The sequence below is a fragment of the Paraburkholderia steynii genome, from assembly GCF_900100565.1.
In the GTDB taxonomy this organism is placed as follows: domain Bacteria; phylum Pseudomonadota; class Gammaproteobacteria; order Burkholderiales; family Burkholderiaceae; genus Paraburkholderia; species Paraburkholderia terrae.
Genome location: NZ_FNDI01000017.1, coordinates 47,096 through 70,479 on the forward strand (window position 1 = coordinate 47,096; position 23,384 = coordinate 70,479).

The 23,384-nt window shown below is 60.1% G+C and carries 21 protein-coding genes and 1 pseudogene; 16 read left to right on the top strand and 6 right to left on the bottom strand.

Going from position 1 to position 23,384, the window contains the following annotated elements; genetic code table 11:
- Positions 1-40: 40 nt before the first annotated feature.
- Positions 41-961: a LysR substrate-binding domain-containing protein gene (locus tag BLT65_RS27420; protein WP_091783318.1), complete on the bottom strand. Its 921-nt coding sequence runs from the start codon at positions 959-961 to the stop codon at positions 41-43.
- Positions 962-1,091: 130 nt separating this feature from the next.
- Here BLT65_RS27420 and BLT65_RS27425 point away from each other — a divergent pair, with 130 nt between their 5' ends.
- From BLT65_RS27425 to BLT65_RS27460, 8 genes are all read left to right on the top strand, one after another.
- Positions 1,092-2,441, top strand: coding sequence for an MFS transporter (locus BLT65_RS27425; RefSeq protein ID WP_091783321.1), 1,350 nt, complete (start codon positions 1,092-1,094; stop codon positions 2,439-2,441).
- On the top strand, positions 2,438-3,268 hold the full coding sequence (locus BLT65_RS27430; protein WP_091783324.1) for a sugar phosphate isomerase/epimerase family protein: 831 nt from the start codon (positions 2,438-2,440) through the stop codon (positions 3,266-3,268). Before BLT65_RS27425 ends, BLT65_RS27430 begins: the two co-directional genes overlap by 4 nt.
- 33 nt (positions 3,269-3,301) lie before the next feature.
- Positions 3,302-4,342 carry a Gfo/Idh/MocA family protein gene (locus tag BLT65_RS27435; protein ID WP_091783327.1) on the top strand — a complete coding sequence of 347 codons (1,041 nt, stop codon included), beginning with the start codon at positions 3,302-3,304 and terminating at the stop codon, positions 4,340-4,342.
- A gap of 116 nt (positions 4,343-4,458) precedes the next feature.
- Positions 4,459-5,646: a porin gene (locus BLT65_RS27440; protein ID WP_091783330.1), complete on the top strand. Its 1,188-nt coding sequence runs from the start codon at positions 4,459-4,461 to the stop codon at positions 5,644-5,646.
- 537 nt (positions 5,647-6,183) lie between these two features.
- A complete protein-coding gene (locus tag BLT65_RS27445) occupies positions 6,184-7,581 on the top strand; it encodes an MFS transporter (RefSeq protein ID WP_091783658.1) in 1,398 nt (465 codons plus the stop codon).
- Positions 7,582-7,648: 67 nt separating this feature from the next.
- Complete coding sequence (locus BLT65_RS27450; protein ID WP_042306027.1) at positions 7,649-8,632, top strand: LysR family transcriptional regulator; 984 nt, start codon at positions 7,649-7,651, stop codon at positions 8,630-8,632.
- The gene (locus BLT65_RS27455) at positions 8,625-10,037 is read left to right on the top strand and encodes an aspartate ammonia-lyase (RefSeq protein ID WP_091783333.1); all 1,413 of its coding nucleotides are present in this window, start codon (positions 8,625-8,627) and stop codon (positions 10,035-10,037) included. Before BLT65_RS27450 ends, BLT65_RS27455 begins: the two co-directional genes overlap by 8 nt.
- Before the next feature lie 75 nt (positions 10,038-10,112).
- Positions 10,113-10,616, top strand: a complete 504-nt coding sequence (locus BLT65_RS27460; protein WP_167306546.1) for a prolyl-tRNA synthetase associated domain-containing protein — start codon at positions 10,113-10,115, stop codon at positions 10,614-10,616.
- Positions 10,617-10,708: 92 nt separating this feature from the next.
- Here BLT65_RS27460 and BLT65_RS27465 read toward each other — a convergent pair whose 3' ends face one another.
- Positions 10,709-11,620, bottom strand: coding sequence for a LysR family transcriptional regulator (locus tag BLT65_RS27465; protein WP_091783339.1), 912 nt, complete (start codon positions 11,618-11,620; stop codon positions 10,709-10,711).
- A gap of 153 nt (positions 11,621-11,773) precedes the next feature.
- On the opposite strand from BLT65_RS27465, the gene BLT65_RS27470 reads away from it, so the two are divergent.
- The 4 genes from BLT65_RS27470 (at position 11,774) to BLT65_RS27485 (ending at position 16,875) form a co-directional block, all read left to right on the top strand.
- Complete coding sequence (locus BLT65_RS27470) at positions 11,774-12,643, top strand: NAD(P)-dependent oxidoreductase (RefSeq protein ID WP_244186645.1); 870 nt, start codon at positions 11,774-11,776, stop codon at positions 12,641-12,643.
- Between the two features lie 27 nt (positions 12,644-12,670).
- Positions 12,671-14,179, top strand: coding sequence for an aldehyde dehydrogenase family protein (locus BLT65_RS27475; RefSeq protein WP_091783342.1), 1,509 nt, complete (start codon positions 12,671-12,673; stop codon positions 14,177-14,179).
- A gap of 60 nt (positions 14,180-14,239) precedes the next feature.
- On the top strand, positions 14,240-15,580 hold the full coding sequence (locus tag BLT65_RS27480; RefSeq protein WP_091783344.1) for a DUF3100 domain-containing protein: 1,341 nt from the start codon (positions 14,240-14,242) through the stop codon (positions 15,578-15,580).
- Between the two features lie 101 nt (positions 15,581-15,681).
- On the top strand, positions 15,682-16,875 hold the full coding sequence (locus BLT65_RS27485) for a M20 aminoacylase family protein (RefSeq protein ID WP_091783347.1): 1,194 nt from the start codon (positions 15,682-15,684) through the stop codon (positions 16,873-16,875).
- Between the two features lie 66 nt (positions 16,876-16,941).
- Here BLT65_RS27485 and BLT65_RS27490 read toward each other — a convergent pair whose 3' ends face one another.
- On the bottom strand, positions 16,942-18,162 hold the full coding sequence (locus BLT65_RS27490) for an acetylornithine/succinyldiaminopimelate transaminase (protein ID WP_091783350.1): 1,221 nt from the start codon (positions 18,160-18,162) through the stop codon (positions 16,942-16,944).
- A gap of 466 nt (positions 18,163-18,628) precedes the next feature.
- On the opposite strand from BLT65_RS27490, the gene BLT65_RS48605 reads away from it, so the two are divergent.
- On the top strand, positions 18,629-18,919 hold the full coding sequence (locus tag BLT65_RS48605; RefSeq protein ID WP_229515796.1) for an SOS response-associated peptidase family protein: 291 nt from the start codon (positions 18,629-18,631) through the stop codon (positions 18,917-18,919).
- A gap of 45 nt (positions 18,920-18,964) precedes the next feature.
- On the top strand, positions 18,965-19,207 hold the full coding sequence (locus BLT65_RS48610) for a hypothetical protein (RefSeq protein ID WP_341865844.1): 243 nt from the start codon (positions 18,965-18,967) through the stop codon (positions 19,205-19,207).
- A gap of 46 nt (positions 19,208-19,253) precedes the next feature.
- Here BLT65_RS48610 and BLT65_RS27500 read toward each other — a convergent pair whose 3' ends face one another.
- Positions 19,254-19,553 (bottom strand): DUF1330 domain-containing protein, encoded by a 300-nt coding sequence (locus BLT65_RS27500; RefSeq protein WP_007589537.1) that lies wholly within the window; start codon positions 19,551-19,553, stop codon positions 19,254-19,256.
- A gap of 165 nt (positions 19,554-19,718) precedes the next feature.
- Positions 19,719-20,021, bottom strand: coding sequence for a putative quinol monooxygenase (locus BLT65_RS27505; protein WP_091783357.1), 303 nt, complete (start codon positions 20,019-20,021; stop codon positions 19,719-19,721).
- A gap of 110 nt (positions 20,022-20,131) precedes the next feature.
- Here BLT65_RS27505 and BLT65_RS27510 point away from each other — a divergent pair, with 110 nt between their 5' ends.
- Both BLT65_RS27510 and BLT65_RS27515 read left to right on the top strand, forming a co-directional pair.
- Entirely contained in the window at positions 20,132-21,094 is a 963-nt protein-coding gene (locus BLT65_RS27510) for a GlxA family transcriptional regulator (RefSeq protein WP_091783360.1), read from the top strand.
- A gap of 236 nt (positions 21,095-21,330) precedes the next feature.
- Positions 21,331-22,420 (top strand): annotated as a pseudogene (locus BLT65_RS27515) (IS5 family transposase).
- Between the two features lie 136 nt (positions 22,421-22,556).
- Here BLT65_RS27515 and BLT65_RS27520 read toward each other — a convergent pair.
- Positions 22,557-23,294 carry an SEL1-like repeat protein gene (locus BLT65_RS27520; RefSeq protein ID WP_091783363.1) on the bottom strand — a complete coding sequence of 246 codons (738 nt, stop codon included), beginning with the start codon at positions 23,292-23,294 and terminating at the stop codon, positions 22,557-22,559.
- Between the last annotated feature and the right edge of the window lie 90 nt (positions 23,295-23,384).

Below are 23,384 nucleotides of genomic sequence, written 5' to 3' on the forward strand. Positions count from 1 at the left end.
ACGCGGACGCGCTTTGCGTTGAGCATTCCCTTCAGGTCCTTCAGCCACCGATCTCCAGATTCATATCAAGTGCATGAGGACCGCTGCTCAACTGCTCCTTCAGGAAATCGAGGCAGACGCGCACCTTGGCAGAATTCACGGATCGAGTGCTCAACACCGCCCAGATATCGGCAGGCTCCCAGTACTGCGGCAGCACTTGCACGGCGCGTCTTGCGCGAATCGCATCCGCGATGTCCCACACCGACAGCAGGCAGATTCCCTTACCGTCGAGACACCAGTTCCGCACGACGTCACTCATATTGGAACCGAAGCGGCTGGTGACCTTCACCGCCTCGATACCTTTGGGTCCCATCAGCCGCCAGGTGCCGAAAGCCTGCTCCCGCTCCCGGTACAGCAGGCATTCATGTTCCGCCAGATCGGCAAGCAGTTTCGGCTCACCTCGCCGCTTGAGATAGCTGGGCGCGGCAACCAGGATGCGGCGGTTGCTGGCTATGCGGTGAGCGATCAACTGCGGTTGCACAGGATCGCCGAATCGAAGATCGATGTCGATCTTTTCATTGACGAGATCAGTGCGCCTGTCGAGTACTTCCAGCCAGACGTCCAGCTTCGGATAGCGCTCGCCCAGCAGCGAAAGAATGGGCGAGACGTGTAGACGCCCGAAACGCAGGCTTGTGCTGATACGAAGCAGGCCCGACAGTTCGCCCTTCGTGGTTTGCAACGTCTCCGTCATCGATGCAACGTCTTCGAGGATGCGGCGCGCCCATTCGAAGGCAATTTCACCGTCGGACGTAATCACCACGCGCCGCGTCGTGCGATGAAAAAGACGCACCGACAGCGCCGCTTCGAGAATGGCGATTCGCTTGCTGACATGCGCAGGCGTCGTCCCCAGCTCTTTCGCGGCGGCCGCGAAGCTCGCGCGCCGCGCGGCAATGCAGAACACGTTCAGGTCATCGATATCCATGCGGCGATTGTAAACGGATCGTTGATGCCGAGACAACGGTATCGGTATTGATGCAAAAAGTGTTGTCTATAGAATCGTTTTCACAGTCGCGAACGATGCGGCAAAAAGTCAACAAATGGTGGAGACAGCGATGAAATACGCCTCAGGCCTTCAGGCCGCCGACGCGTCGTCGGTTACGGCGCGGCGCTCGCGCGCCCGCTTCGGCATTCTCGGTTTGCTAGCGGTCGGCACGATGATCAACTATCTCGATCGCAGCGTCGCAGGCATCGCCGCGCCGAGCATGAGCCACGATCTTGGGCTCACGCCCGCCACAATGGGCGTCATCTTCTCGGCGTTTTCGTGGACTTACACTGCATCGCAGATTCCCGGTGGCATCCTGCTCGATCGCATCGGAACCAAATGGACTTATTTCTTTGCACTGACGCTCTGGTCGTTGTTCACCGGCTTGCAAGGACTCGCGTTGGGGTTTGTCACGCTGCTGATGCTCCGCCTGCTCGTCGGCATGGCGGAAGCGCCGTGCTTTCCGACCAATAGCCGCGTTGTCGCTACCTGGTTTCCGCAAAGCGAACGGGCACGCGCAACAGGCGTGTATACGTTCGCCGAATATGCGGGCCTCGCATTTCTGAGTCCGCTGCTTTTCTGGCTTGAACATCGATACGGCTGGCGTGCCCTGTTTGGCCTCGTCGGCGCCTTTGGCATCATGTTCGGTTGGGTGTGGCTCGCTCGCTTCAATGAACCGCACGAGTCGCGCCGCGCGAATGAGGCCGAACTCAAGCACATCGAGGCGGGCGGTGGCGTGGTGAGCAGCGGCCGGATTCATGTGCGCTTCAGGTGGTCCCATATGGCGGCCATCCTCAAGGAGCGCCGCATGCTTGGAATCTGCATCGCGCAGTTCGCAAGCAATGCGACCAACGTTTTCTTTCTCACGTGGTTTCCGACCTATCTCGTCACCGAGCGACATATGCCGTGGCTCAAGGTCGGCGTTCTGGCGGTTCTCCCGTTCATCGCGGCGTCGGTCGGTACGCTCGCCGGTGGCTGGATCTCCGATGCCATGCTGCGCCGGGGCATGTCGTTGAACTGGGCGCGCAAGCTGCCCGTGACGGCAGGATTGCTAACCGGCTCGACGATCGTGCTCGCCAACTTCGTCGATTCGACGGCAGCGGTGATTGCCATTCTCTGTGTTGCGTACTTCTCCCAAGGGCTGTCCGCGCTGGCCTGGATGATCGTCTCGGATATCGCGCCGAAGGGACTGCTTGGTCTGAGCGGCGGCATCTTCAATCTGTTTGCGAATGCCTCAGGGATTGTCACGCCGCTTGTCATCGGCCTGATCGTCAACGCCACGGGCTCGTTCGTGTATGCACTGGCTTTCGTCTCCGCGATCACCCTCGTGGGCGCGCTTTGCTACATCTTCGTAGTCGGCGACATCAAGCGCATCGAACTCGATTCCGGCTCTGTCGAAAAGAAGGAAGCAATCCAATGAAACAACCTCAGATCGGCGTGGCGCACCTCACAGCGCTCGAACTGGCTCCCGCCGCGCTCATCGCGCAAAGCGCCCGCGCCGGCTTCAGCTCCGTTGGCATCCGCACGAACCCCGTCGCCCCAGGCATGCCGTGCTATCCGCTGAAGGCGGGAACGGAGGAACACCGTGAACTGATCCGTCTGCTCGACGACCATGGCATGAAGGTACAAGAAGTCGAATTCATTTCGATCGTGCCCGAACTCGACGTTCAGTCGTACGCCGCGATGTTCGAGGCTGCCGCTGGTCTTGGCGCCAAAGCAGTGACCGTATCGGGCGACGATGGCGACTTCTCGCGGCTGACCGACAATCTGGGCAGACTCTGCGACCTCGCGGCGGAGTTCAGCCTAAGAATCGACCTCGAGCCGATGCGCTGGCGCCACGTCAACAATATCGGTTCGGCGCGCCGCGTGCTCGACGCCGCGGCGCGACCCAACGGCGCCTTGCTCGTCGACGCACTCCACCTGGCACGCTCGGGAAGCATGCCGGCCGAACTGCGTGGGTTTCCGGCCTCCCAACTGCGCGCCGTTCAGATCTGCGACGCTCCCGCCACTGCGCCCATCGGCGACGACGCGACGATTCGGGAGGCACGTGAGGGTCGACTGCCACCCGGACAAGGTGTACTACCGCTTGTCGATCTCTTGCGTTCACTACCCGACGACATCGCCATCAGCGCGGAAATGCCGTTCAAGACGCTGCCTGCATCGGAACGCCTGAGGCTGGCGTTCCAATCGTCGAAGGACCTGATACAGCAAGCACGTGAAAAACGCACTGACTCGCAGTGCCGCTGAGACTCATCAACGAAATAACCGCAAGTGTGAATCATGAACAAATTACCCATAGCCGTCATCGGCGCCGGACTCATTGGCAAGGTACATATTGACCTCGCCGCAAACCATAACGAGGTGTGCCTCGCGGCCATCGCCGATCCCAGTGAAACGGCAAGGCAGATGGCCACCTCATACAACGTGCCGTGGTTTGCGGATTACCGTTCGATGCTCGACACCGTCAAGCCCAAGGGCGTCGTGATCGCCACGCCAAATGTGACGCACGGTGCCATCGCAGTGGACTGCATCGAGCGCGGTATCGCGGTGATCGTTGAGAAACCGATTGCGTACACGGTCGAAGACGCGCGTCGTATCCGCGACGCGTCCCAGGAATTCAAGGTGCCGGTTCTCGTGGGTCACCAGCGTCGCCACAATCCGATCGTGCGCCGCGCGCGTGAGATCGTTGCATCGGGCCGGCTGGGCAGGCCCGTCAGCGCGACCGTATTGTGTACATGGCTCAAACCGGACGAATATTTCGATACCGCGTGGCGGCGAACGAAAGGCGGCGGCCCGATCCTCATCAACCTGATTCACGACATCGACCTGCTCAGGCATCTCTTTGGTGATGTGCAAAGCCTCCAGGCCGTCACGTCAAACGAGACGCGTGGATTCGAAGTGGAGGACACGGCGGCAGTTGTGTTGAAGTTCAAGAATGGCGCACTCGCGACGGTCAGCGTAAGCGACACGACGGCGGCGCCATGGAACTACGATCTCGCTGCCGGAGAGGTCGAGCGGTTTCCTCAACAGGACGTGAACTCCCATTACCTTTGCGGTACGGATGCGTCTCTCACGCTGCCGCGGCTCGAAGTCTGGGAGTATCGCACCGGCAAGGGATGGCACGATCCGTTGACGGCGGAGCGGACAGCGCTACACACAGGTTGCCCCTACACGGAACAGCTTCGCCATTTTCGGGCGGTGATCGACGGGGCGGAAGCACCCGTGTGCTCGGCACTCGACGGCTTGCGCACACTCCAGGCCACGATGGCTGTGCATGCTGCCGCGGCCAGCGGCGCAGCCGTTACCCTGCCAGACGATTGATAAACGGATTGCTTTCGCCACAGCGCGGAAGTCATCGCCAACCGCTATTTCGCCTGCATTTTTTGTTCAGTGTGAAATCCATTTAATTCGCATGCCTGATAAATAAAATCCGAAAAATGAAATCTGGAATAAGGATATGCGCCATGGTCGGCATGGTCGGCATGTATTCAGCGGCCGCGCACGCGCAAAGCAAGGTGACGCTGTACGGCATCCTCGATGAAGGTGTGATGTTCCTCAACAACGTCGGCGGACCCACCGGCGGAAAGAAGATCTTCCTCGATTCGACAAGCGGCATCAACGGTAGCCGCTTCGGCTTCACAGGTGTGGAAGACCTGGGAAGTGGCTTGCAGGCGATCTTCACTCTGGAGCCCGGGCTGAACATCAACAATGGTCAGTCTGCGCAGGGCGGCACGTTCCTCGGGAGACAGGCGTTTGTCGGCTTGCGCAGCGACCTTTTCGGCTCGCTCACGTTCGGCCGGCAATACGACATGGTGCTGTACTTCGCGCAACCCGTGACGACCCAAGGCTCGCAGGCCGGCACGGCAATCTTTCTTCATCCAGGCGATCTGGATAACACAGGTAATTCGCTGCGCGTCAACAATTCGATTCGCTACATGAGCCCTGTATATCGCGGCCTGAGCGTAGGCGGCGAATATAGCGTGGGCGGCGTACCTGGCGATGGCACGGCGAATAGCGGCTATTCCGTTGGTGTCAGCTACGCGAACGGACCTTTTACCTTCGGTGGCGCTTTCGAATACTTCAAGAATCCGACGTCAACCACTGCAGGAGCAGGCTTTTTTACAGGAAATGCAAACGGCGCGTCGCAGCTATCGCAGTCGCTCAACAAGGGTTACGCCAGCGCCTCGGCATATCAAACCGCGGTGGTCGGTGCAGGATATGCAATCGGCCCGGTCAACCTGACGACTTCCTGGTCCAACACCCAATATGCCGGTCTTGGCGGTGTGCTCGCAGGCTCTGCTGCACACTTCAATAACGTCGACTTCGCGGTGAAATGGCTCGCTACGCCGGCACTGAGTTTCAGTGCTGCGTATGACTACCTGAAGGGTGAATCGGTCCACACCACTGCGGGCCAGACAGTTGGCAATCAGCACTACAACCAGGTGATGCTGATGGCGGACTACCTTCTTTCGAAGCGAACAGACCTCTATGTCGAAGGCGCCTGGCAACGCGCATCAGGCACATCGTCGACTGGCGCGCCTGCCGTCGCTGATATTGGCAATCTCGGTGACTCCTCGAACAATCATCAACTTGCGATCCGCGCTGCCTTGCGTCACAAGTTTTAGCCAACGGCTTATCAAACCAGCGCTATGGGTGAGTCTCAAGCGGACGCTAGACCAGGCGTCCATAGTTGCTGACATCGCGCAAGAGCGCCTTCTGCACGACCATCGTGACGCGCGGAAGTGGTCCTCGTCGTTGTAGGGCCAATGACTGCTCGGGGTCGCGAGTAGCGCCTGGTTAAAGCCCGAATCTTTTTGATGTTCGCGCTCACGGTGACGAATAACCCGGGGCGTGTGCAGGTGATGCTTCACCCGTCTTAAGCGTTCGAGGGCGCGGCGACGCAATCACGTCGCCGCGCCCGTTTCGTCGTCTCAGGCTGGACGCGCGTTCCGGTTGCACAGGCCGGTTCCGCCTCAGTTCCGGCCGTTTCCCGTTAGTACACCCGGCCCACCACCGGGAATCGCCTGTTTTCAGTCCTAATGCGAGGTAGTATTAGAATGTTTGATACTGCTTCGTCACCTGCTGTTTTCTTGAAGTAGGCGCTCTACACTGGTCTCCAAGGTGCATCGACATGAACACCACACTGGAGATTGGAGACGATTGTGAGCAAACAGGTACTACTCGAAGACTTGCCGTTGCGCCCATTTCACATCGGGGTTGCGTTCAGTGGAACGGGCGGGCAATTCAGTGATGGTTTCGTTCTCGGCATCATCGGCATCGCGGTCAGCATGGCAGCTGGACCGCTGCATCTCGACGCGCTATGGATGGGACTGCTCGGCGCGGCCTCGCTTGCAGGCCTGTTCTTCGGCAGCATGCTGGCCGGTCCCGTGGCGGACAAATACGGCCGTCGGACGATTTTCGCGTACGACATGCTGCTATTCGCAATCGTCTCTGCTGCGCAGTATTTTGTGACGTCACCTTCGCAGTTGCTCGTCTTGCGGCTGTTGCTCGGATTCATTCTCGGTGCCGATTACGTGGTGAGTAAGTCCCTCGTGACCGAGTACTCGCCCCGCCGGTATCGTGGCCGTCTGCTGAGCGTGCTCGCAGCAGCGTGGGCGGCGGGCTATGTCGGTGCGTACCTCGCTGGCTTCGCCATGCGCGACATTGGCCCTGATGCCTGGCGGATCATGCTCGCTGCGAGCGGCGTTCCCGCACTGCTTATTCTCCCGTTCCGCCTGATCGTTCCCGAATCGCCGATGTGGCTGATGAAACGCGGTCGCGGCGACGAAGCGCTTGCCATTGTTCGTCGCAGATTCGGACCCGAAGTCACGCTCTCGACAACGACAGGGGCGCCGCAGCAACAAAAGGGTGCCTGGTCGCAGCTGTTCTCGCCCCGGTGGCGCAGAAACACGTTGGTCGGCTGTGTCTTCTACACCTGCCAGGTCATTCCTTATTTCGCGTTGGGTACCTTCGCCCCAAAAGTCCTTGAAGCTCTGCACGTCAAAGACAAGTTCGTTGGCGGGCTCGTCTACAACATCCTGCTTCTCGTTGGCGCTGTGATCGGCTTGCTGCTGATCGACAGGTTATCCCGCCGTACGTTCCTCCTCGGAACTTTCTATCTTGCGGCGCTCGGCCTTGCGGTGCTGACTTACGCCAACTTCGGGCCCATCGGTACGATGCTGGTCTTCGGCCTCTTCGCGTGCATCCTCTCGGCAGCGGCGAACCTCGAATTTGTCTATCCGCCCGAGCTCTTTCCGACGCACCTTCGCGCGTCAGGCGTTGGCCTTGCGGTCGCATCGAGCCGCTTTGGTTCGGCCATCAGCACGTTCCTGCTGCCGATCGCCGTTCAGCAGGTCGGCATTCACGCAGCGCTGGGTGTCTGCGTCGCGGTTCTGCTCTTTGGTGGCGTCTTCTGCCACTTCATGGCACCCGAAACGGGCAACGAGAACCTTTCCGACGTGAAGTCGGACAGTGTCGCCGAGGACCAGGTAGAGGCCGCAGGGCATCATGACTCAACTTTCGCGACCGCTGCGTCTGGTGGCAGGAAAACAGGCCTCTGATGACCTTGGGTGCTGGCGGCGGGTCGGCTGCGAGAACCTATGCCAGGCCGCTCACACAGGAAACGACATGCCGTCGAACAAACCCATTGATATGCATGCTGTACAGGTCTTCGTCGCGGTCGCAGAAGAGGGCAGCATGTCTGCCGCAGCAACAAGGATGGGCATATCCCAGTCGGGCGTGTCGCAAATCATCCGGCAACTCGAAGACGAACTGGGTGTCGTGCTGGTCAACCGGACGACGCGACCGATGGCGCTGACGCCCTTTGGCATTGCGCTGAGAAACCGGGGCGCAGTGCTGAGCGAAGAGATCGCCAATCTCAAGGCGCAAGTGGTCGAAGCGGGACGAGGCATCAAACCGGACTTGCGCATCGGACTGGTTGATTCCTTTGCGTCTACATGCGGTTCGGTGTTTACGAAGAAGCTGCTGGGAAAGGTGTCGCAGTTGTCGATTCGTACGGGTCTGAGTCCTCAACAGGGAGAAGCCCTCTTGCGCCGGGACCTCGATCTGATCGTCACGAGCGATCCGCTGATAGATGCCAATGACGTCGTCCGATATCGGCTGTTCTCCGAGCGCTACTTCGTCATAACGCCGAAAAGCCTCGGAACGCCCGTGAAGACCATCGACGACTTGCGCACGCTGATTCACAGCTTGCCCATAGTCAGGTTCAACCGGACGTCTCAGGTGGGCATGCAGATCGAACGGTACCTCCGGCGCATCGAGATACGCGCACCGAACAGGCTTGAACTGGACAACGCCGATGCTCTGACCTCGATGGTGGCAGAAGGAATCGGTTGGGCCATTACATCACCGATGTGCCTTCTTCAGGGCGTGACGCATGCGGGCAACGTTGCCACGCATGTAGTCGAGAACTTAGGCCTGGAGCGCTCACTGTACCTCGTGGCGCGCCGGGACGAATACAACGTTTTTTTCGACGACGCTTGCGAGACAGCGCGCGAAGTTATTGAGACATCGTTCCTGCCGAGACTGACAGCGCTCGACGGGGGCATTGAAAAACTTATCACCGTTGGCGGAAGGAATCTTCATGAATAAGCTTGCACAGGGCGAAGTTCGCATTGAACGTGACTATGTTGGTGAAGTCACCATTCCCGGCGACAAACTGTACGGCGTGAATACTGTTCGTGGGGTCGACAACCTCACGGTTTCGCCGCTGAACATCGCCCATTATCCCGAGTTTCGAGACGCCTTTGCGCAGGTCAAATGGGCCGCGGCATTGGCTAATCGCGACAACGAAGTCATCACCAACCAGCAATGTGAAGCCATCGTTGCAGCTTGCAAGGAAGTCATCGAGGGGCGATTCGACGCCTCATTTGTGGTCGACCTTATGGAAGGTTCGGGTGGCACGTCGACCAATATGAATTTCAACGAGGTCATCGCGAATCGCGCCCAGCAGATCCTGGGTCACGCTGCTGGGTCTTACGAGGTCGTTCATCCGAATGACCATGTCAACGGCTCCCAATCGACGAACGATGCGTATCCTGCCGCCTTGAAGATTGCCACGTATGCGATGCTCGGGCCGCTTATCAGGGCGGCTACGCAACTCGCGGTACTTTTCAACAGCAAGGCCACGGAGTTCGCGGACGTTTTACATCTGGGCCGGACCTGCCTGCAGGATGCCCAGCCGATGCGTCTCGGGCAGCTCTTTGGCGGCTACGCATCCCTGACAGAACGCCTGGCAGAAGAGCTTGCCGCGGTGCGTGAAAAGCTTCGCACGCTTCCGCTAGGCGGTACGGCTATCGGGACTGGCTTCGGTGCTCCAGCAGGTTATCGCGCGGCGGTGTACGCGCATCTCCAGAGCGTGACCGGCGTCGACTATCGGGCGCCGGCAAATCCATTCGACGCCATGCAGAACATGGATGTGTTCTCGCGCGTCTCAGCCGAACTTCGCACTTGCGCGGTGTCGCTCGCAAAGATCGCTTCCGACCTGACCGTGCTGTCATCCGGTCCTGTCGGCGGCCTTGCGGAACTGAAACTGCCGGAGGCACAGGCTGGCTCGTCGATCATGCCGGGCAAGGTCAATCCCGTCCTGCCGATGGCGATGATCCAGTTGAGCTTCGCGGTCGTTGGAAACGACGTCGCCGTTGCTCAGGCGGTTCAGTACGGCGAACTGGAAATCAATCATTTCGAGCCCGTTGTTGCTTCTCGCGTTTTCGACAGTATCGCGTTGCTGACCAACGGCATTCAGCGCTTTGGCGAAAAGTGTGTGAAGGGCATCGAGGCTGACGTGGCACGCAACGAGAAGCATCTGATGGAGTCGATGGCTGTCGCGACAGCGCTTGTTCCCAGGATTGGCTATGCTCGCGTTAGCAAGCTCGCACGGCAATCGGTGGCCGAGGGTCGCTCGATGGTCGCTATTCTGGACGAGTCCGGATTGCTTTCACCGGACGACACGATCGCCGCTATCCGCAAGGCATCGTATCCTGTGTTTGATGCCTGACCCAATGGTGTATGGAAAACCGGCTCTGAAATGGTTCTGGGGCCGGTATGTTTCTGGAACAACGCGAACGACAGCATGCCAGGAAAAGACGAAGTATTGAAGCTTCTTGAAGATCGGGAGATTCCATTTTCTTGCGAGGAACACGACTCGGTACACAACATGGCAGAGTCCGCAATGTTGACACTTTCAGTCGTAGGGGCTCGCTGCAAGAACCTGCTCCTGCAGGACAAGAAGGGGCACTACTTTCTGATCGTAACAACCGCCACCAAGTCGCTAGATCTGGCTGGTATCGCTGAAACAATCGACAGCAAACGCCTGTCGTTTGCGTCTGCGGATACGCTCTTCGAGTTACTGGGTATACGTACGGGCGCGTTGAGCCCACTTGCGCTGGTCAATGACGAAGCCAAACGGGTGCGACTTGTCATTGATGCCGAATTGACCGAAGAAGAAATCTTTCTGTTTCACCCACTCGAGAACAATGCGAGCGTATCGCTTTCCAGAGGCGCTCTGGACGCCTTTCTTCGCAGCATCGAACATCCAGCAGACTGGCTACCTCTCGCGGCAAGAAAATCAGATTGAAGCCAACGGGGCGTAGCCCGGATGCCGTCGCTTACTTCGGGCGACTGGCTTCAGCAACACGAACGTCACATACTTCGAAAGTGGCCGGTCGTCTAACGAAACGCGCGCATCTGCGAGTGCATCAGCTGGAGTAGCCGGTTCGAGGCGACGGACAGCTTCCGGCCGACGCGCGTCACAAGCTGCGCCTCCGCGTTGATAAGCAGCGGATGATCAATCGGAATCGCGAAGAGTTCCCCCGCGTCCAGTTCAGTCGAGACGGAAAACGCCGGCAAACATGCAATGCCCAGCCCCGATTTGACGAACTGCTTGAGGATGGATATCGAGTTGGTCGTGACGATGGGATCCAGGCGTATCTTTTCGGCAAACTCGACGGCCTCAAGCATCTGCCTGGTACCGAAGGAGGGATGCGCCGCCGCCAGCGGAAAGGACGCCAGCTCTCGCACTGTCATGGCTTTTTCACGTTGCGCGCGAGGAAAGCCCGGGCCGACGATCGCCATCAGTGGCTGCATGCGCGACGCCCGGCAGACGATCTTGGGTTCGGGCGGCGGGTTATAAACGAGCCCGATATCACCCTCGTCCTCGGTAATCTTGCGCATGACCTCGTTCGTTCCGGCGAGGTCGAGATTGACCTTGATTCCCGGATACTGTTTGCAAAACTGCTGCATCGGGCCCGACAGCATGTCGGATACGAATCCCTCGCCAAGCACAACGTTGACGTGCCCCGTGCGCAAGCCGCGCAGTTCCTGCAAGCGGCTGATGAGGTCGTCCTTGTGCGCCATCTGCTCGCGGTAGTACTCGATGACGTACTCTCCCGCCTCCGTAGGTTTCACCCCGCGGGCGTGCCGCTCGACCAGCGCGGCATCGAGTTCACGCTCCAGTAACCCTATCTGCCTGCTCACGGCCGAGGGCGCGACGTTTAGCCAGTCTGCCGCTGCGCGAATGCTGCCGAATCGTACGGCTTCGTAGAAATAGACAATCCTGCTCTCCGTCAGACTCTCTGCCATGAGACCTCACCGTTCGAATTATTAGAACACTTCGCAAATTGGCGTTTATTGATTATAGGTTTTCGAAAGTCCAGTATGGAAGCCATGCAGTCGGAAACGTGGAACAGCAGCCACGGTACGAACTGCGAAATCAAGAGACCTGGAGCTAGAAACATGAAGACGGTTGGTGTAATCGGTCTGGGCAACATGGGGCGCGGGATGGCGCTCTCGCTCAAGCGCGGCGGTTTCAACGTGCTCGGCTATGACGCCGCGCCCGGCGTTGCAGACAAACTGCAGGAAGAAGGCGTTCAGGCGCGCGCTTCGATCGCTGATATCGCGCGTGATTCCGACGTGCTGATTCTTTCGCTGCCGACTTCCGATATCGTCGAGCAGGTCGTGCTCGGTGAAGGCGGCGTTGCCGCCAGTGCAAAGCCGGGCCTGATCGTCGTGGACACGACGACGGCGGAGCCGGGCAGCACGCGCAAGGTTGCAGCCGCTCTCGCCGAATGCAAGGTGGGCTTCGTCGATGGTCCCGTCAGCGGCGGCCCCAAGGGTGCAGCGACCGCCACGATGACGATGGTTCTGGGTGGCGCAGACGAAGACGTCGCAGCCGTTGAGCCCATCCTCGCCGTGATGAGCGCGAAGCGCGTCCACGTCGGCCCCGTCGGTGCGGGTCATGTCACCAAGATCATCAACAACATGTTGACGGGTGTTCATCTTCTGGCCGCGAGCGAAGCCGTTCGGGCCGCCGAAGCGAACGGCGTCGACCCGCAAAAGCTCGTCGAGGCACTCAACGGCGGCTCGGGTAAGAACAGCGCAACGCTGACGAACTACCCGACGTGGATTTTCAACGGCAAGTTCGACTCGGGATTCACGATGAAACTCATGAGAAAGGACGTGCGCCTTGCGATGGCGCTGCTCGAGAGCGCACACGCTACCGCGCCGATTGCCAAAGAAGCCGGCCGTCTGTGGGCTGCGAGTGCGGACACCATCGGCGATGCAGAAGACTTCAACCGCATCGTCCAGTTCGTCGACAAACAGTAATCGCCAGATATCCGGAGCACATTTCAGATGAGCAAGAACGCAGAAGACCTTCTCGTGGCGTTTCAGCACTTCTTCCCGAATGCAAAGACCATCGGTTCGTATGTCGGCGGCGAACTGGTTGAAGGCGCGGGTGAAACGATTCAACTCTTCGACGCCGCTACGGGCGACGAGAGCATCGCGTATAAAGACGGCGGCGCGGCCGTCGTCGAACAGGCCGCCGCCGCAGCCGTGCGCGCGCAGAAACAGTGGTGGGCGCTCACGCATGCGGCACGCGGCCGTGTGATGTTCGAGATCGCCCGCGAAGTGCGCGCGGAAGCGGAAGCTATCGCGAGGCTCGAATCGCTCGGCTCGGGCAAGCCGATTCGTGATTGCCGCGGTGAAGTCGCGAAGGTCGCCGAGATGTTCGAGTACTACGGCGGCTGGGCCGACAAGTTCTACGGCGAAGTGATTCCCGTGCCGACCTCGCATCTGAACTACACGCGCCGCGAGCCGGCTGGCACCGTGCTGCAAATCACGCCGTGGAATGCGCCCGTGTTCACATGCGGCTGGCAGGTCGCGCCCGCTATTTCGATGGGTAACGCGGTGCTGCTCAAGCCGTCCGAACTCACGCCTACCAGTTCTATCGTCATCGGTCTGCTGTGCGAGCGCGCGGGTGCGCCGAAGGGCCTCGTGAACGTGCTGGCGGGTCTCGGACAGACCGTCGCGCAGTCGGCCATCGCGCACAAGGCCATCAAGAAAGTGGTGTTCGTCGGCTCGCCGGCGACGGGTGCGCGGATCGCCGAAGCGGCTGCGAAGCGCGTGCTGCCGTGTGTGCTCGAGCTGGGTGGCAAGTCAGCCAACATCATCTTCGGCGACGCCGACCTGAAGCGCGCGGCACTGACCGCGCAGGCGGCGATCTTCGCCGGTGCTGGCCAGAGCTGCGTGGCGGGTTCGCGCCTGCTCGTGCAGCGCAACGTTTATGACGAGTTCGTCGCGATGGTCGCCACGGGCGCGAAGAAAATCAAGGTTGGCGAGCCGCTCGACGACAGGACGGAAGTGGGTCCGATCAACAACCGCAGGCAGTACGAGCACGTCATGTCGATGATCGACAAGGGCGTGGCGGCGGGTGCAACGCTCGCATCGGGTTCGCAGGAACGCTCGAACGCGGGCTACTTTGTTTCGCCGACAGTGCTTGCGAACGTCACCAACGACATGGCAGTCGCGCGTGAAGAAATCTTCGGGCCGGTGGTGGCAGCGATTCCGTTCGATACGGAAGACGAAGCCATCGCAATGGCCAACGATACCGAGTTCGGCCTCGCCGGCGCAGTGTGGACCACCGACGTCGCGCGCTCGCATCGCGTGGCAGCGCAGGTCAACGCCGGCACTTTCTGGGTGAATGGCTACAAGACCATCAACGTGGCGTCGCCGTTCGGCGGCTTCGGTTTGAGCGGTTACGGTCGTTCGAGCGGTGTCGAAGCGCTCTATGAATACACGCAGACGAAGAGCGTCTGGGTCGAAACCGCGAAGGAACCGCCCACGGCCTTCGGCTACCTTTAATCGGCAAGGTATCCTCCCCGCTCTATCGGGGAGGATCGTCAATCTGGGGAGACCTGACCAATGAATAGCATAACAATGCACTCATCCGGCGGCCAAGGCGTGCGCACGGCCAAGCTACTTGTCTTCGCTGCGGGCGTGATTCTGCTTGCCGAACTGATCGGATCGTTCACGTTCAAGATTGGCCCGGGCAAGGTGGTTCTCTTGCCGATGATCTGGGCGCTTCTGCTCGGTGCGGCAATCGGCGTGGCCAGTGCGCGATCGAACAGCGCCGCGCGCCTCGACGTGAAAACGCAGTTTTACGCTGCGGCCATCCTGCAGCCTGCGTTGCTGCTCTTCATTGCAAAGCTCGGGTTGATGATTGGCAGTGCGTTACCCAAGCTCGCGTCCGCAGGCTGGGCGCTTGCCTTCCAGGAGTTGGGGCATTTTGTCGGCACGATCCTGCTTGGCTTGCCGCTCGCACTGCTGCTCGGGATCAAGCGCGAAGCCATCGGCGCCACCTTCTCGGTCGGCCGTGAGCCGAGTCTCGCCATCATCGGCGAGAAGTACGGGATGGACTCGGCCGAGGGGCGTGGCGTGCTGGCGGAGTACCTCACCGGAACCATCTTCGGCGCGGTCTTTATCGCCATCTTCGCGGGCTTCGTCGCAAGTCTGAATATCTTCGACCCGCTCGCACTCGCGATGGGTTCGGGCGTCGGTTCGGGCAGCATGATGGCGGCGGCGTCGGGCGCTATCGCCGCGCAGCAGACGCCCGAGGTGGCCAAGTCGGTGCTTACTTTTGCGGCTGCGAGCAATCTGATCACGACGACGGTGGGCACGTACTTCACGTTGTTCATTTCGCTGCCTATGGCATTGTTCGGCTACCGCATTCTCGAACCGCTGATTGGCCGCACGACCAGCGCATCGAACGCGTCCGAAGCGGCAGAAGCCAGCCGGCCACAACTCGGCGACGTGCAGACGGAAGCGCCGCATCTCAGCTATGGCGGCAAAGTGCTGGCATGGGTCGTCACCGCCGTGTTCGCACTGGTATGCGACTGGATGGCGCACGGAACGACGCCGCTGGCGGGACTGCCTGGGATGTTGATCATGCTGCTTGCTGTCGTTGTCGGCGACGCGCTTTCCACGCTGACTGGCCGCAAGATCCCCGCGGTTTGCTGGGTCTCGTTTGCAGCGATGTACGCGACGTCTCCCTGGTGCCCCTGGGGCGCACAGCTGGCCGATCTGAGCGCGCGGAACGATTTTCTTGGCGTGACCACGCCGATGCTGGCCTTCGCCGGCCTCTCGATTGCGAAAGACTTGCCCGCTTTCCGCCGGTTGGGGTGGCGCATCGTGCTCGTCTCGTTCGTTGCCAATGCAGGCACGTTCCTCGGTGCGACCGTCGTCGCGCAACTGTTCCACATCTAAGCGGCCGGAACCGCCTGCGGGAACGCGGCGGTCCGGCACACACTAGCTATGCGATCTGACATCGACGTCGATTGCCAGAAGGAATATCTGATCAAGTGAATATGAAGGCTATTGCCGAAATCCAGGCATTCTCAGAGGAGATGACTGCAGTCCGTCGTGACATCCATGCGCACCCGGAGCTGGGATACAACGTGAACAGGACGGCAGATCTCGTCGCCAGCAAGCTGGAGGAATGGGGCTTGCCGGTTGTTCGCGGAGTTGGCAAAACCGGCCTCGTTGCGAGCCTGAAGCGTGGCAACAGCACTCGCGCAATCGGACTTCGCGCGGACATGGACGCGTTGCCGATGCAGGAAGCGAACGTATTCGCGCATCGGTCCACCGTGCAGGGCGCAATGCACGCATGCGGGCACGACGGTCACACGACCATGCTGCTTGGGGCAGCAAGATATCTCGCGAAGTCGGGCGATTTCGACGGCTCCGTGCATTTCATTTTCCAGCCCGCCGAGGAAGAGGGTGCCGGCGCGCAGGCGATGATCGACGATGGTCTGTTCGAGCGTTTTCCTGTCGATGCTGTTTTCGGTGTACACAACTGGCCAGGCATTCCCGAGGGACACTTCGGCGTGCGGTCCGGCCCGATCATGGCATCGACGAGTCTCTTCAGGGTTACGGTGACGGGCGCGGGATGTCATGGCGCGATGCCGCACCTTGGCGCAGATCCGGTGTTTGCGGTGGCGCAGATCGTCAGCGCATTGCAGAGCATCCTGACGCGCAACAAGAATCCTGTCGATGCTGCCGCCTTGTCGGTGACGCAGATTCACGCGGGTGAAGCGCAAAACGTCGTACCCACCGACGCCTGGCTGGGCGGCACGGTGCGCACGTTTTCGGAAGAGACGCTCGACCTCATTGAAAGTCGCATGCGTGCCATCGTCTCGTCGATTGCGTTGGGGCTTGGCTGTCGCAGTGAGATCGAGTTCAGCCGGAACTATCCGCCGACCATCAACGACCCTGAACAAACGGCGCTGGCGGTCCAAGTCATGCGTGAAGTAGTCGGTGATCAGGCTGTCGACGCGGCGATTCAGCCCACGATGGCTGCCGAAGACTTCTCGTTCATGTTGCGTGCCAAACCGGGTTGCTACGCGTTCATCGGTAATGGCGGTGGCGACCATCGCATCGTGGGACATGGAGCAGGGCCGTGCCTGTTGCACAACGCGAGTTATGACTTCAACGACCGCTTGCTTCCCGTGGGGTCGACGTACTTCGCGCGACTCGTGGAGCGGTTTTTGAAGCGCGCCTGAGCCAGTGCAATAGCAGGCGATAAAGGCTCTGAACGCAGAGCCTCGCCTCGCTATGTCCGACGCATCTCAGTCGGACCTGAACGAGTCGATCGCGCGCTCCAGGCGTGCCAACCCTTCGTCAAGACATTCGTACGGAATGTTGAGCGCCGGGGCGAATCGCAGGACGTTCGGACCTGCATTCAGAATCATGACGCCGTGTTCGAGCGCGGCCGTCATGATGTCTTTCGAGCGTGCGTGATACGCGTCGCTCAACTCTGCGCCGATCAGCAAGCCTGCACCCCGCAGTTCGCGGAACACGCCGGTGCGGGAATTGATCGAGCGCAGGCTCGCAAAGATGTGCGCGCTACGCTCGCGCACGCCGTCGAGAACGTGTGGGGTGTTGATGAGTTCGACAACGCGGTCCGCAACGGCGGTCGCCAACGGATTTCCGCCGTACGTCGAGCCGTGTGTTCCAACGGAAAAGTGTTTGCCGATTTCCGCGGTGGTCAGCACCGCGCCGATCGGGAAACCGTTGCCGAGGGCTTTGGCTGCCGTGAGGATATCCGGCGTCACACCGGCGTCCATGTACGCGAAGAGCGAACCGGTGCGGCCGATGCCGGTCTGCACTTCGTCGAAGATGAGAAGCGCGTTGTGCCTGGTGCAGGCATCGCGCAGGCATCGCAGGAAGTCGGCCGTTGCCGGAATAACGCCACCTTCGCCCTGGACCGGCTCCACGATCACCGCGCAGGTCCGATCGTCAATCGCGGCCAACGCTGCGTCGATATCGTTGAATCGGATATGCGAGATGTCGCCCGGCAGCGGGCCGAATCCGTCCGAGTATTTCTGCTGGCCGCCGACGCTGACGGTAAACAGCGTGCGCCCGTGGAACGATTGCTCGAAGGAAATAATCCTGGTCTTCCTCGCCTCGGTTCCAAACCGGTCGATCGCCACGCGTCGGGCAAGCTTGAGCGCAGCCTCGTTTGCCTCTGCGCCGGAATTTGCGAAAAAGGCGTTTTCCGCGAAAGTCGCCTCGGTCAGGCGCAATGCAAGTTTGAGTGCGGGGATGTTCGTGAAGACGTTGCTCACATGCCATAGCTGCTCAGCCTGTCTGGTGAGCGTTTCGACCAGCGCGGGATGCGCATGACCCAGCGCGCAAACGGCGATACCGCTCGTCAGGTCCACGTAGTCCCGGCCCTCTTCGTCCCAGACGCGAGAGCCTTGCGCGCGCACGGGTATCACAGGTGCGGGCGCATAGACGGGGGCCATGACAGTATCGAACGTGTTGCGTGATGGATGTGGTGTAGTCACTGGAGGGTTTCGCTGCAACTGGATAGAGGAGTCGCGGAACAAGGGAGGCGTCGCAGGGGAGGCGGCTGACCCAGGCGTTCGACTGGTGTAGCAAGAGTGTGCCGCTATCCGGCCTGCTTGTGGCTAACTCAAAGTTGGAAACTTGTTCGAAAAAAGCGAACGCAGTGCGGGGCGGCACGCGGTCTTTACCCGGGCGAGCGCAAGCCCAGAATGGCTGCGTTATTCGGCCCTTGCCTCTCCGGCCGTGTACACAGCTACAGCGGGTCGATCAGTGCCCGACGGCATCGGGCACGAGTCGGCCACGAAGAGCCATTCGTTCCTACCGTTGCTCGGACGCTCAGAGGTCTGCTCCGCACCAAAAGCGGCCACTCCAATCCGCGACGATGAACGCTCACGTCTGCGACGATCATTTGACGTACTGGGTTCCCGCGGGATGCTTGATGCTTAGGCGTTGCCTAGCAGGCTGTTGAAATACCCATCGATCGGCCTGAATCCGATCGATGGGTATTTCAACGGCCTGTTAATCAGCTCACGCACAGGCGCTGACGGTTTGGCCAAAGCTGAAAAGCTCTCCACGTTCAATGCTCGATCTGAGACGGCCGCAAAGTCGTTCACTTTCGGCAATGCTTGGCGCCACGGGCAGCATTGCATCATTCCGGTCGAGGCCGTGTATGAACCGGACTGGCGCAGCGGAAGTGCCGTGGCTACACGCTTTTCCCACGTAGACGGCGTGCCGCTGGGCATCGCAGGTCTGTGAGACAGATACAGAGATACAGCGGGCCAGTTGCATGAGAGCTACACAATGCTGACGATCAATGCAGATCAGCACTCTCTTTTTCAAAACTATCACCGCCCTGGCGAAGAAAAGCGCATGGTCGTGTTCTGCGTGCCGGCGCTTATGGCGACTGGCTGGCCGCCGGCGCAGACGACACCCGAGACTTTCTACGCCCCTAACCGGAGTTCGTGGGCGGCCGCTCCGGTCCGCCGACAGGTGCGCTACGGCGCCCCACATACGAGCGCCGTAGCGATGCTGCCGATCAGCTAACCTCGAGCTGGGGCATGACGACAGCCGTGTCGGTCGGACCTGGAAGTTAGAGCCCTTCGGGCCACGACTCCACGATGAATGTGGTGCTCGTGGCCGCGGCCTGACGCATTGCCTTGAGGGGTGCGTACTCAGGGGATTTGTACCAAGCTTGCGCATCTTCGACGGTCGGGAACTCGAGGACAACGCTGGAGTCCACGGGGCCATTTTCCAGCGCAGCGCTGATGACAGGCCCGGCAAAGAATTTCACGCCCTGACTCTTAACGACCGGGATCGCTTCATCGCGATATTTCTGGAGCAATGCTTTGTCGTGAGCACTATGCACGACGAAGATCAGATAGGCACTCATAGTTTACCTCTGTTATTAAGTGAAATTTCTCAACGAGGCACACACTGCCTGGTCGAGCGAACCATCACCGGCTTTCGCGCCAGAAAAGGGCGCGTTCCAGTGAGCTAACTCTAGGCGGCATGCTTCATCGGCACTGTTGCCGTTTCCGTCACGCTGCCATGCCCATTACGCGGGCAGCTTGAAGGCGAGCAGATCCGCCATTTCGATGACCGGATCGCGAACGAAGAGATCCTTGGCGGAGGCCATCAGAGCCGCGGCGGCTTGACCGGTCAGGTGACCATCGCGGCCGGCTTCGTCGTCGAACGCGTCGAAAATGGCAAACGTCGACTTGCCGGTGCGGATCGCGAACCAGGTGACGGTGAACGCCTCCTTTTCCACGAGCCCCTTAGCGCCAGCCAGGAATTCGGCGACGGCCTCTTCCTTACCCGGCTTGGCTTCCATCGTCGCGAGGATTGCGAGCTTGATCATGATTTTCCTTTCGTCCCATATGCGGGAATGTGTGTAAGAAGCCTGTACTTTAGAGAGCTTGGTCGCTCACAATAAGTGGCAAATTTGCCTTTTTGGATATAATTCCTGCCATGGACATCCATGTTATTGCTATCAACGGCGTCGCGGACTTCGGCCTCTCGGCAATCGTGGACACGTTGAACTACGCAAACCAGCTCGCCCCAATGCTGGACCCTTCACCTGCGCCTCTGAACGTCACAATGGTTGGCGTCCGACGACGCGTTCGAACCGCCAATGGACTCATCGTTCCAGTGCAGTCCATCGACCGGCAGTCTCGGCCGGACGCGATCGTCACGCCTGCCCTTGGACCGGTGACGCCTGATGCCATTGAGGCCGCACTCGAGCAGCCAGAGCTATGCGACATCAAGGCAGCGATGGTCGCCAAGTCCAACGACGAGGTGTGGATCGGCGCCGCCTGCACGGCGACCTTACTGCTCGCAGAGACGGGACTTCTGAACGGACACACGGCAACAACATCGTGGTGGCTTGCGCCGCTGTTTCGCCGTCGGTATCCGCAGGTGTCGCTTGACGACTCACGCATGCTCATCGTCTCAGCGCCGTTCGTCACAGCCGGAGCAGCCCTGGCACACGTCGACCTGGCGCTTGGGCTCGTGAGGCGTCGAAGCCCCGCACTTGCAGCGCTCACGGCTCGCTACCTGCTGGTCGATTCGCGCGCATCGCAGGCCGCTTACGCCATCCCCGATCACCTGGCGCACGCCGACCCTTTGGTCGAGCGCTTCGAGGGATGGGCGCGTCGCAATCTTTCGAAGGGCTTTAATCTCGCCGACGCTGCGGCTGCGGTCGGAACGAGCGAGCGCACCCTGGCGCGGCGCATGCAGAGCACGCTCGGCAAGACGCCCCTCGGGTTCTTCCAGGACCTACGCGTCGAGCACGCGGTGCATCTGCTCCAGACGAGTCACGAAAGCGTCGATCGGGTGGCCGAGCAAGTGGGCTACGCCGACGGTGTGACTCTGCGAGGGCTACTTCGTCGCAAGCTTGGACGGAGCGTGCGCGATCTGCGTGCGACGCTCTAACCTGGTCGGAGAGGCCGCGACGGTCAGATGCGTCGCGGCAAGATCATCGCGATGCGTGACACCCAGGCCACGGTGCTCGAGCAAGGCACCAAACGAACATGGAAGCTACCGTGTCTGGCCATGCAGGGCTACACCGAGGTCGAGCGCCGAACGGAGCAAGCGCCTTAGCACGCCGTTGAAATACCCCCGCCGATCCGTCACGACATAGCCATCCGATCCAGAGACACGAAGAGCTCATGCGAGGCACCCACAGCTACACGAATCCCTGTTCAGCACCGTGAGACTGGAGGAGTTCGTACCGCAGACTCATCTGCTGCGCCCGATCCGGACGTGGATGAACAACGCGCTGTCGAAGATGGATACGAAGTTCTCGGCCATGTACGAAGCGGACATCAAAGGCGGCCGTCCGAGCATTGCGCCGGAGAAACTGATGCGGGCAATGCTGCTTCAAGTGCTGTACAGCATCCGCAGTGAGCGATAACGGGTCGAGCAGATTTCGTACAACCTGCTGTTTCGCTGGTTCGTCGGCCTGTCGATTGAGGACGCGGTGTGGAATCACTCGATGTTCAGCAAGAACCGGGATCGGCTGATCGAATTCGATGCGGTGACCGACCTGTTCAACGCGACAGTGGAAACGGCACATAAACGCGGCTTGCTGTCGGGCGAGCATTTCAGCGTCGACTGCACCATGATTCATGCGTGGGCTAGCCACAAGAGTATCCGCCGGAAGGATGGCGGGGACGCCGATCGCCCGCCGGGCAACTGGCATGGCGAATCGCGCAGCAACGAAACGCATGAGTCGATGAGTGACGGAGAAGGTCGGCTCTACCGCAAGAGCCATGCCGCGCCAGCCTTGCCGAGTTATCTGGGCCATGTGCTGACGGACAACCGGCATGGGTCGGTGGTGAACGTTCAGGCCAGCGAAGCGAATGGCCGGGCGGAACGCGAAGTGGCGGCGGACATGCTACGGGATGTATCGGGTTCGGGCGTGCGGATTACGGTGGGTGCGGACAAGGCGTACGACACACGTGGATTTGTGAAGGCTTGCCGTGAATACAATGTAACGCCGCACTTCGCACGTAATACCAGGCGAACGGGCGGAAGTGCCATCGACGGCCGGACAACGTGACACCCCGGCTATGCGCTGAGCCAGCGCAAACGAAATGCATTGAACAGTGTTTCGGCTGGGGTAAGCAGATCGGGCCAATTCGACAGGTGATGGGGCGGGGGCTGGAGAAAGTCGATCAGTTGCTCACACTGACGATGGCAGCCTACAACCTGACGCGACTGCGAACGTTGAGATTTGCGCGTCCAGAGGGCGCGTAATGCAAGAAATCGGTCGGGAAATGCGCTCGTCGGACGGATGCCAGCGCTGAATCCGGCGCCACGCAACAAAATCTCGGTGTCGTTGCGCGAATTCATGTCATCTGCGAGATCGGCCTGAATCCGATCGATGGGTATTTCAACGGCCTGCCAGGCGCGATTCGGCAATCCGCTTCAGCTCATCGGGAGTTGAAGCAGATTCAGCCAGCTGCTTGAGCAAATCAGCGGCTCTGTTTTCGTCTTTTGGTCCACCGTCGCCAAGCGTCAAACTCGTCGCGAGGTTAAGTATTGACCGGGGCATCCCTCGCGCCGCCAAAGCCTCGAGGAGGTGACGGGCCACTTCCGGCTCTCGGGTTCGGTTGCCGCTTAGCAACTCATCAGCAAGCGATTCTACAAACCTCAACGAGCTCTCATTTTTCGTTCCGTGTATGCCAGCGATGAGCGCTAGTTCGAAGTGGCCAACGGGATCGTGGGCGGCGTGTGCCAGCGTGCTCAGCGCGTCCTGGAAATTCAGATCAGCCTTTGAGCCTGCGAACGGCGTTTGTGTCTGGTCCCCGTACTCTTCTTGCGCATGGGCGGCCGATGGTCGCCACCATCGGACAAAGTCGTCCGCGGATTCACCGTGAAGATCAACTGACGATGCGGCCAGTTGCGACGCCTGATATACGCGCCTCTCGGTTACTGTCGCGCCGTCACATGCCTCATCGAGCGCGGAGGCTGCTTTGGTGCCCAGCTTGCTGTGGAGGTCGGCCCAGTCTTTATAGCCGAAGACCTCGGAGGTCACCTGTCGCGCCTGGGATTCCTTTAGCGAAAGGCGGTATTTGAGCCGATCGGCGGCCCGTGTCGGGATCGATGTGCTCTGAAAGTAGATACGCATGCCTTCTCCTAATCTCAGGGTGAGCAGAAACGGGAAACGGGGTCACATATTTTCCCGAACTCGGACCTGAAGTGACGAGCCGGCAGGTCC